The sequence below is a fragment of the Caenimonas koreensis DSM 17982 genome (assembly GCF_009646335.1).
Classification (GTDB): Bacteria; Pseudomonadota; Gammaproteobacteria; order Burkholderiales; family Burkholderiaceae_C; genus Ramlibacter; species Ramlibacter koreensis.
This window is the reverse complement of record NZ_WJBU01000019.1, coordinates 83,672-91,635: the sequence shown is the minus strand read 5'-3', so window position 1 is coordinate 91,635 and position 7,964 is coordinate 83,672. Positions and strand designations below refer to the sequence as shown.

The 7,964-nt window shown below is 64.7% G+C and carries 8 protein-coding genes; 1 reads left to right on the top strand and 7 read right to left on the bottom strand.

Annotated elements, in window-relative coordinates; translation table 11 throughout:
• Window positions 1-187: 187 nt before the first annotated feature.
• Complete coding sequence (gene cueR / locus GHT07_RS17740) at window positions 188-613, bottom strand: Cu(I)-responsive transcriptional regulator (RefSeq protein WP_153586430.1); 426 nt, start codon at window positions 611-613, stop codon at window positions 188-190.
• Window positions 614-656: 43 nt separating this feature from the next.
• Window positions 657-2,867, bottom strand: a complete 2,211-nt coding sequence (locus GHT07_RS17735; RefSeq protein ID WP_153586429.1) for a heavy metal translocating P-type ATPase — start codon at window positions 2,865-2,867, stop codon at window positions 657-659.
• 132 nt (window positions 2,868-2,999) lie between these two features.
• Between GHT07_RS17735 and GHT07_RS17730 the strand changes: the two genes are divergently transcribed.
• The gene (locus GHT07_RS17730; RefSeq protein ID WP_153586428.1) at window positions 3,000-3,194 is read left to right on the top strand and encodes a heavy-metal-associated domain-containing protein; all 195 of its coding nucleotides are present in this window, start codon (window positions 3,000-3,002) and stop codon (window positions 3,192-3,194) included.
• Here the strand turns inward: GHT07_RS17730 and GHT07_RS17725 are convergent.
• From GHT07_RS17725 to GHT07_RS17705, 5 genes are read right to left on the bottom strand one after another with little or no spacing between them, the layout of a single operon-like run.
• On the bottom strand, window positions 3,176-4,357 hold the full coding sequence (locus GHT07_RS17725) for an MFS transporter (protein WP_153586427.1): 1,182 nt from the start codon (window positions 4,355-4,357) through the stop codon (window positions 3,176-3,178). The two genes, GHT07_RS17730 and GHT07_RS17725, sit on opposite strands and share 19 nt — an antisense overlap.
• Window positions 4,354-4,671 (bottom strand): copper-binding protein, encoded by a 318-nt coding sequence (locus GHT07_RS17720; protein ID WP_153586426.1) that lies wholly within the window; start codon window positions 4,669-4,671, stop codon window positions 4,354-4,356. The genes GHT07_RS17725 and GHT07_RS17720 overlap by 4 nt, the downstream gene beginning before the upstream one ends.
• Window positions 4,668-5,123, bottom strand: a complete 456-nt coding sequence (locus GHT07_RS17715) for a cupredoxin domain-containing protein (protein ID WP_407646655.1) — start codon at window positions 5,121-5,123, stop codon at window positions 4,668-4,670. The genes GHT07_RS17720 and GHT07_RS17715 overlap by 4 nt, the downstream gene beginning before the upstream one ends.
• Before the next feature lie 52 nt (window positions 5,124-5,175).
• Window positions 5,176-6,579 (bottom strand): multicopper oxidase family protein, encoded by a 1,404-nt coding sequence (locus GHT07_RS17710; RefSeq protein ID WP_153586424.1) that lies wholly within the window; start codon window positions 6,577-6,579, stop codon window positions 5,176-5,178.
• Window positions 6,576-7,958 (bottom strand): TolC family protein, encoded by a 1,383-nt coding sequence (locus tag GHT07_RS17705; RefSeq protein ID WP_153586423.1) that lies wholly within the window; start codon window positions 7,956-7,958, stop codon window positions 6,576-6,578. The genes GHT07_RS17710 and GHT07_RS17705 overlap by 4 nt, the downstream gene beginning before the upstream one ends.
• Window positions 7,959-7,964 lie beyond the last annotated feature (6 nt).

Sequence of the window (7,964 nt, the reverse complement as noted above, 5' to 3'; positions counted from 1 at the left end):
CCCGCCAAACTGCACGGGCTGCTGCGCGGGCGCAATGCCCGACACAACAAACATCACAAGCGCGATGACGCAGCGCCACGCGGTGGCCGCTGCCACACTCACGGTTTTCTTCACCGTCCACTCCCTGCTTTATCAGAAGGGCGGACTATAGGTTCACCCTATACGCAGATGAACCAGACCTTAGTCTCTACTGCGAGTGTTCCTGCGCCAGCTCGTCAAGGATGGGGCAGTCCGGCCGGTCGTCCCCATTGCAGCAATGCACCAGGTGCTGCAGCGTCTTTCGCATGGCCGCCATCTCTGCCATCTTCGCGTCGAGCGCGGCGACGTGTTCAGTGGCAATGCGCTTGACGCTCGCACTCGGCCGGCGCCGGTTCTGCCACAGCTTGAGCAGCTCGGCGATCTCGGCCATGCTGAAGCCCAGGTCGCGCGAGCGGCGGATGAACCGCAGGGTGTGCACTTCCTTGTCGGTGTACTGGCGATAGCCGGCATCGGTGCGCGACACAGCGGGCAGCAGGCCCAGTGCTTCGTAGTGGCGCACCATCTTCGCCGACACATTCGACAGTGCTGCCGCCTCGCCCACGTTGTACGGGCCGCCGTTCGGTGTGATTCTCATGATGCGCTGGCCTTCATTTCTTTACGCTTCATTTCTGTACCCTTCATGCTTTGCCCTTCCAGCGGCGCAGCATCAGCGCGTTGGTGACAACGCTCACGCTGCTGAACGCCATGGCAGCGCCGGCAATCACCGGGCTGAGCAGGCCGAATGCCGCCAGCGGTATGCCGACGACGTTATAGACAAATGCCCAGAACAGGTTCTGGCGAATCTTTGAATAAGTGCGGCGCGAAATATCGATGGCGTCGGCCACCAGCGCCGGATTGCCGCGCATGAGCGTGATGCCTGCCGCTTGCATTGCGACATCGGTGCCCGTCGCCATCGCAATGCCCACATCAGCTGCTGCAAGTGCCGGTGCATCGTTGATGCCATCGCCCACCATCGCCACGGTGCCGCCCTGCTTGAGCTGCGAAATGATCGCCGCCTTGTCTTCGGGCAACACTTCAGCGCGAACTTCATCGATGCCGAGCTGGCGCGCCACCGCATTGGCGCTGCCCTGGTTGTCGCCCGTGAGCAGGACTGCGCGGATGTGATGCTCATGCAGGCTGTGCACGGCTTGCTGTGCTGTGGCCTTGAGCTGGTCGCCGAAGGCAAGCAGGCCGAGCAGTTGCGGCGAATCCGTCACGTCGGCCAGCCACGACACCGTTCGGCCTTCGCCTTGCAACGCCTTTGCACGATCTGCCAGGCCCTGCGTATCCACACCCAGCTCTTCCATCCAGCGTGTGCTGCCCAGGCGCAAGCTGCGGCCCTGGACCACTGCCGACACGCCGCGCCCGGCCACCGCCTGCACTTTCGATGCGGAATACAGCTGGATGCTCTCGCGCGCGGCAGCCTCCACCACGGCACGCGCCAGCGGATGTTCGCTGCCCGCCTGGATCGAGCCTGCCTGCGCGATGAAGGCAGCTCGGCCACCGCCAGCGGCAACCGCCTCGACCAGTTCAGGCTTGCCTTCGGTCAGCGTGCCTGTCTTGTCGAACGCGACGATGGTGATCTTGTGCGCCACTTCGAGTGCTTCTGCATCCTTGATCAGGATGCCGTGGCGCGCGGCAACGCCCGTGCCCGCCATGATCGCAGTGGGCGTGGCAAGGCCAAGCGCGCAAGGGCATGCAATCACGAGGACCGCAACGGCGTTCAGGATCGCAGCTTCCCAGTTGCCACCGATGAAGCCCCACGCCAGCAGCGTGACGAACGCAGCAGCAATCACCACCGGCACAAATACTTCGCTCACCTTGTCGACCAGCCGCTGGATCGGCGCCTTCTTGGCCTGCGCCGATTCAACGAGCCGCACGATGCGCGCGAGCGTTGACTCTGCGCCAACTGCTGTGACCCGCACAGCGAGCAAACCGCCGCCATTCACCGCGCCGCCCGTGACCTTGTCACCCTCATGCCTGGCGACGGGCAGGCTCTCGCCAGTGATGAGCGACTCGTCGACATCGCTTGCGCCTTCGAGCACAACGCCATCCACCGCAATACGCTCGCCAGGGCGGACGACCACAACATCGCCCACACGCACTTGCGCCACGGGCACATCAACTTCTGCTCCATTGCGGCGCACGCGCGCCTTGTCGGGCTGCAGTGCATTGAGCGCGCGAATGGCTTCAGTGGTTTGCCGCTTGGCGCGCGTCTCCAGATACTTGCCGAGCAAGACGAGCGTGATGACGACCGCCGAGGCTTCAAAGTAGAGATGCGGCATGCCGTGCTGGCCGTGGCGCAGCAGCATGTACACGCTCAGGCCATAGCCTGCGGACGTGCCCAGAGCCACCAGCAGATCCATATTGCCCGCACGCGCCATCAGCGCACGCCACCCGGCGCGGTAGAAGCGCGCACCCAGGCCAAACTGCACCGGCGTGGCGAGCGCAAACTGCCACCAGCCCGGCAGCGACCAGTCAGCCCCGATGAGCATGCCGCCCATCTGGACCAGCAACGGGAACGACAGCGCAGCCGAGAGTGCGACGGGCCACCATTCGTTGGTGCGCGCAGCGCTTGCAGCCGAACGGTCAGCCTCGTTGACCAGCGGCTTGGCGTGATAGCCCGCCTTCTCAACTGCAGCCACCAGCACGGCAGGTGCGGCTGCGCCTGTGAGGTGGACCTGCGCCGTCTCGGTGGCGAGGTTCACGACGGCCGACTCGACGCCGGGCACCTTCAACAGTGCCTTCTCGACACGGGCCGAGCATGAGGCGCAGGTCATGCCCTCGATAGCAAACGTCCAGTCGGCAGCGGGTGTTGCCTTGGAATCAATAGTCAAAGCGGTAGTCATGCAATGAGTGTGAGGCTTACCATGATGGTAAGGTCAAGCCCTGAGTTGCGCCATGGTAGCGCTTGACTTTGACACTATGGGAAGGTCTAGAGTCTGTGCATTCATTCACCAATAACTGAAACGGAGTTCACCATGATCGAATTCAACGTCCCTGCCATGAGCTGCGGCCACTGCGTGCGCGCCATCACCGAAGCACTCCAGGAGGCCGATCCTGCCGCGAAGGTGCAGGTGGACCTGGCCAGCAAGAAGGTAGAGGTCGAGTCGTCCACCGATCGCGCCACGCTTGCTGCCGCGCTCAGTGAAGCAGGCTACGCGCCGGCCGCCTGAGCATCTCCGCGGAACCAGCCGAGCACCACGAGGGTCGCGGCGCTGATGGCGGCGCCCGCATAAAACGTGGACGAGGGGCCGAAGCCGTCCCATAGCAGGCCGGCACACACGCTGGCCGCCAGCATCGCAACACCACTGACCAGGTTGAAGACACCAAACGCGGTGCCGCGAAGCTCGGCCGGCGCTGTGTCTGCAACCATGGCTGCCAACAAGCCTTGCGTCATGCCCATATGCAGCCCCCAGAGGCCAACACCGGCCAGCACCACCGTCCAGTGCGCTGACACGGCGAGCACAAGATCCGCCGCGATCAGCACGAGCAGGCCGAGCGCCAGCAACAGCTTGTGGCTCATCGCATCGGAGAGTTTGCCGAACGGGTAGGCCGACGCGGCATAGACCAGGTTCATCGCCACCATCACGAGCGGCACCAGCGCGACCGGCAAGCCGCCGCCTTGCGCTCGCAACACAAGAAAGGCTTCGCTGAAGCGCGCGAGCGTGAACATTGCACCGATGCCCACGACCCACCAGAAGCGCTTGCCAAGCAGCCGGACCGTCTCGCGCCGGATCGGGTTGGTTCGCGCTACGCCTGCCGGCCGCGGCGGCTCACGCAAGCCGAACACAAGCAGGGCCACGGCGAGCACAGCTGGAATGACCGCCAGCCAGAACACCAGCCGGAAGTCGTTCACCCAGACCAGCATCAACACCACTGCGAGCAGCGGCCCGAGAAATGCACCCACCGTGTCCAGCGACTGGCGCAGGCCGAACGCCGCGCCGCGAATTTCTTCTGGTGTGATGTCGGCCACCATCGCATCACGCGGCGCGCCGCGAATGCCTTTGCCCACGCGATCGACCAGTCGCGCGCCCAGCACAACACCCATCGTGCTTGCCATGGCGAAGACCGGCTTGCTCATCGCGCCCATGCCGTACCCCAGCACTGCCAGCCACTTGCGCTTTCCCACGTAGTCGCTCAACGTGCCTGAGAACACTTTGACGATCAGCGCCGTCGATTCACCGAGGCCTTCAACCAGCCCCACCGCCGCTGCGCTCGCACCCAGGCTGGTCACCATGAACAGGGGCAGCAGGCTGTGGACCATCTCGGACGAAATGTCCATGAGCATGCTCACGAACCCGAGGATCCAGACGCCGGTGGGGATGCGGTGCTTCATGGCGCTGGCTGGATTTCGGTCACCGTGAGCTTGCCGCGTTCGTTCGACACCGCGAACCGCACCTTGTCGCCCGGCTTGAAGCGATCGAGCATGGCCGCATCGCTCACTTCAAAAACCATCGTCATGGCCGGCATGTCGATGTTCTTGATTTCGGCGTGGCGCAAAGTGAGCTTGCGGTTTTCCTTGTCGATCTTGCGCACTTCGCCCTCTGTCAGCGCGGCTGCGCTCGCCTGCGCCTGCGCGTGCAGGGCGGGTGTGGCCAATGCGGCGCTCGCGAGCGTGACTGCAAGCGCGAGTTTTCGAATGCGGATCATGGTGTTGAGCTCCTGACAGTAATAGTTCCCCTCATGCCAGCCTGGTAGTGGCCAGCGATGAGGCATGCAAAGTCGAATTCACCTGCGCGATTGAACTGCCAGACAAGTTCGCCCCGCTTGCCCGGCGCGACGTGCGCCATGTAGGGCTCGTCATGTTCCATGTTTGGAAACTTCACCATCAGCGCGGCATGCGCTTCCAGCGTCTGCGGTGTGCCAATCACGACTTCGTGCAACACCGCGCCACTGTTGCGCACGACGAAGCGCACAGTCTGGCCGCGCCTGATGTCGATGTGACCGGGCGTGAACCGCATATCGTCCGACATGGTGAGTTCAATCGTGCGAGTGACAGCTTTTGCCTCACCGGCTATGCCCCAGGCTTGTTGCTCCTTCTTCATAGCCGTACCCGCATGGGCGCGGGTTGCCCCTTCGTGCGCTTGTGCGGACAGTGCCATGAGCGCGACAAGCGCGATGGGCCAGATAGGTCTGCGCATGGATTGCTCTCCTTCAGTGATGGCCGTCGTGGCCGGACGGCTTGCGGATCTGGACTTCGACTCCTGGCGCGGGACCTGCGGCGGGCGACGCGGATGCTGGCGCACGCGGGGCTTGCAACGCACCACCTGTGTATTCATACGCCTGCGTGCCCGCAGGTTGCTTGAACCAGCCGGGGTCGCTGTAGTCGCCGGGCTTTTGGCCACTGCGCACTTTCAGCGTCGTGAACATGCCGCCCATGCCCAGCGGCCCGAATGGGCCGCTGCCCGTCATCATCGGCACCGTGTTATCGGGCAGCGGCATCTGCATCGCTGCCATGTCGGCCATGCCACGGTCCCCCATTGCCATGTAGTCGGGGATCACGTTGGTGATCTTCCTGACGACATCGCGGTGGTCCACACCGATCATCGTGGGCACATCGTGGCCCATCGCGTTCATCGTGTGGTGGCTCTTGTGGCAGTGCAGCGCCCAGTCGCCTTCTTCATCGGCGATAAATTCCAGCTGCCGCATTTGTCCAACGGCGACGTCTGTCGTCACCTCGGGCCAGCGCGCCGATCTCGGCACAGGCCCGCCATCGGTGCCTGTGACCATGAACTCATGGCCATGCAGGTGGATCGGGTGGTTGGTCATCGTGAGGTTGCCCACGCGAATGCGCACCTTGTCGCCCTTGCGGACGTTGAGTGAGTCGATGCCGGGGAAGATGCGGCTGTTGAACGTCCACAGGTTGAAGTCGAGCATCGTCATGATCTTCGGCGTGGAAGAGCCAGGGTCGATGTCGTAGGCGTTGAGCAGGAACGCGAAGTCGCGGTTCACTGGCTCGATCAGCGGGTGTGCCTGCTTCGGATGCGTGATCCACAAGCCCATCATGCCCATGGCCATCTGCGTCATCTCGTCAGCATGGGGGTGATACATGAACGTGCCGGGCCGGCGCGCCACGAATTCGTAAACGAACGTCTTGCCGGGCTCGATGGCCTTTTGGGTGAGGCCCGCCACACCGTCCATGCCGTTGGGCAAGCGCTGGCCGTGCCAGTGGATCGTGGTGTGCTCGGGCAAGCGGTTGGTCACGAAGATGCGCACCCGGTCGCCTTCGACCACCTCGATCGTCGGGCCGGGTGACTGGCCGTTGTAGCCCCACAGGCGCGCCTTGAAGCCCGGCGCCATCTCGCGCACGACGGGCTCGGCCACGAGGTGGAATTCCTTGACGCCGCTATTCATGCGCCAGGGCAGCGTCCAGCCATTGAGCGTGACGACCGGGTTGTACGGCTGGCCATTTGGCGGCACCAGCGGGCCGCGCGTGTCGGGCGTGGTTTGCGTGACCAGCTCAGGCAGCGCCGCCATGGCGGGGCGCGTGACCGCAGCAGCTGCGACAGCGCCCGTGATGGCGCCGGCGCCCGAGAGAAAGTTGCGTCGTGTGGTCATGGTGCGGCGTCCAGGGTGGTTGCGGGCTGGCCGGTCACTGCTGCGGCGAGTGCAGCGTCGGCAAGCCAGAAGCGTTGTTGCGCGTCGATGGATTCCATGACGCTCGTGATCTGCTCGCGTGCATCGGCGAGCAGCTCGAACACGCTGAGCAACATGCCGTTGTAGCGAAGCACGTTTTCTTCCGACATCGTCTGGCGCAGCGGCACGATCTCGTCGCGGTAGTGCGTGGCGATGTCGAAGGCTGTGCGATAGGCGGAGTAGCTCTCGCGCAGCTGCGATGTCGCCTGGCCGGCCACACTGTTGAATCGGCTGGCCGCAGCCAGCGTACGCGCATTCATGCCCGCGCGGCGCGCATCGCCTGCGTCGAACAGCGGCAGCCGGATACCCAGCTCGATGCCGTTGCGGCTGGTGCGCTGGCCGCTGGCGTTGTCGAACACGGTGTCATGCCGCACGCCCGCCTCGATGTCGATCAGGCTCGCCATGACATCGATGCCCTGTGCTTGCGCCGCTGCTTGCAGTTGCAGCCGGGCCACGCGCCAGTCCAGGCGTTGCTGCAAGGCGGCGCTGGTGATGTCGGGTGCGGCCAATGGCTGCTTCGGCAGGTCGGGCAAGCGGGGCGGCAGCACGAGCCGGCTGGCCTGCGCGTCGTCCAGCCCCAGTGCGCGCACCAACTGCTCGCGCGTGCTTGTTGCATCGTGTCGCGCGGAAGCGAGCCGCGCTGTGGCGTCGGCGTAGAACAGTTGCTGGCGGGCACGCTGCAGTTTGTTGAAGTTGCCGGCGCGCTCCATGCGCCGCGCCAACTCGGCGCTTGCATCAGCGGACTCATGCACCTGGCCCGCGTACGCCAGCACCTGCTGCGCAGCGACCGCCCGAATCCAGGCCTGCCGCACCACGCCGACTTGTTCAACCACGCGGCTCGCCATCTGCAGGCGCGATTGCGATTCGCGGTTGCGCGCGATGCCCTGGCGCTGCGGCAGCGTCAGCAGGTCGAGCAGGCCGAACGACAGCAGCCGGCCGATCTCCAGCTCGTTGCCCAACCGCATGCGCTCCAGCGACAAAAGCGGATTCGTGATACGCCCGCCCTGGTTGGCCTCGGCCATGTCGGCCCAGCCCTGTGCAACGATGGCCTGGAACTGCGGGCTGTTTGCCAGTGCGAGCTGCACCGCAGCGTCGCTGCCGACAGGCGCGGCCAGCAGCGCCTCGACCAGCTTGGCCCGCGCGTCGTGCTGTGATGGCGTGCGCGCCAGTTCGAGCCGGCCCTGCGTGAAGGCGGGCGCGGCGTCATTGGCTTCGCGCAGTGCACTGTCTATATCGACGCTGGCGCAACCGGCCAGCGCCCATGCAGCGGCCAGCGCCAAAGCCGTTTTGAAATGAAACATGTCAAC

Excerpts from the sequence above, each read along its gene's own strand:
- cueR (WP_153586430.1), bottom strand. The coding sequence starts at position 613 with ATGAGAATCACACCGAACGGCGGCCCGTACAACGTGGGCGAGGCGGCA.
- GHT07_RS17735 (WP_153586429.1), bottom strand. The coding sequence starts at position 2,867 with ATGACTACCGCTTTGACTATTGATTCCAAGGCAACACCCGCTGCCGAC.
- GHT07_RS17730 (WP_153586428.1), top strand. The coding sequence starts at position 3,000 with ATGATCGAATTCAACGTCCCTGCCATGAGCTGCGGCCACTGCGTGCGC.
- GHT07_RS17725 (WP_153586427.1), bottom strand. The coding sequence starts at position 4,357 with ATGAAGCACCGCATCCCCACCGGCGTCTGGATCCTCGGGTTCGTGAGC.
- GHT07_RS17720 (WP_153586426.1), bottom strand. The coding sequence starts at position 4,671 with ATGATCCGCATTCGAAAACTCGCGCTTGCAGTCACGCTCGCGAGCGCC.
- GHT07_RS17715 (WP_407646655.1), bottom strand. The coding sequence starts at position 5,123 with ATGGCACTGTCCGCACAAGCGCACGAAGGGGCAACCCGCGCCCATGCG.
- GHT07_RS17710 (WP_153586424.1), bottom strand. The coding sequence starts at position 6,579 with ATGACCACACGACGCAACTTTCTCTCGGGCGCCGGCGCCATCACGGGC.
- GHT07_RS17705 (WP_153586423.1), bottom strand. The coding sequence starts at position 7,958 with ATGTTTCATTTCAAAACGGCTTTGGCGCTGGCCGCTGCATGGGCGCTG.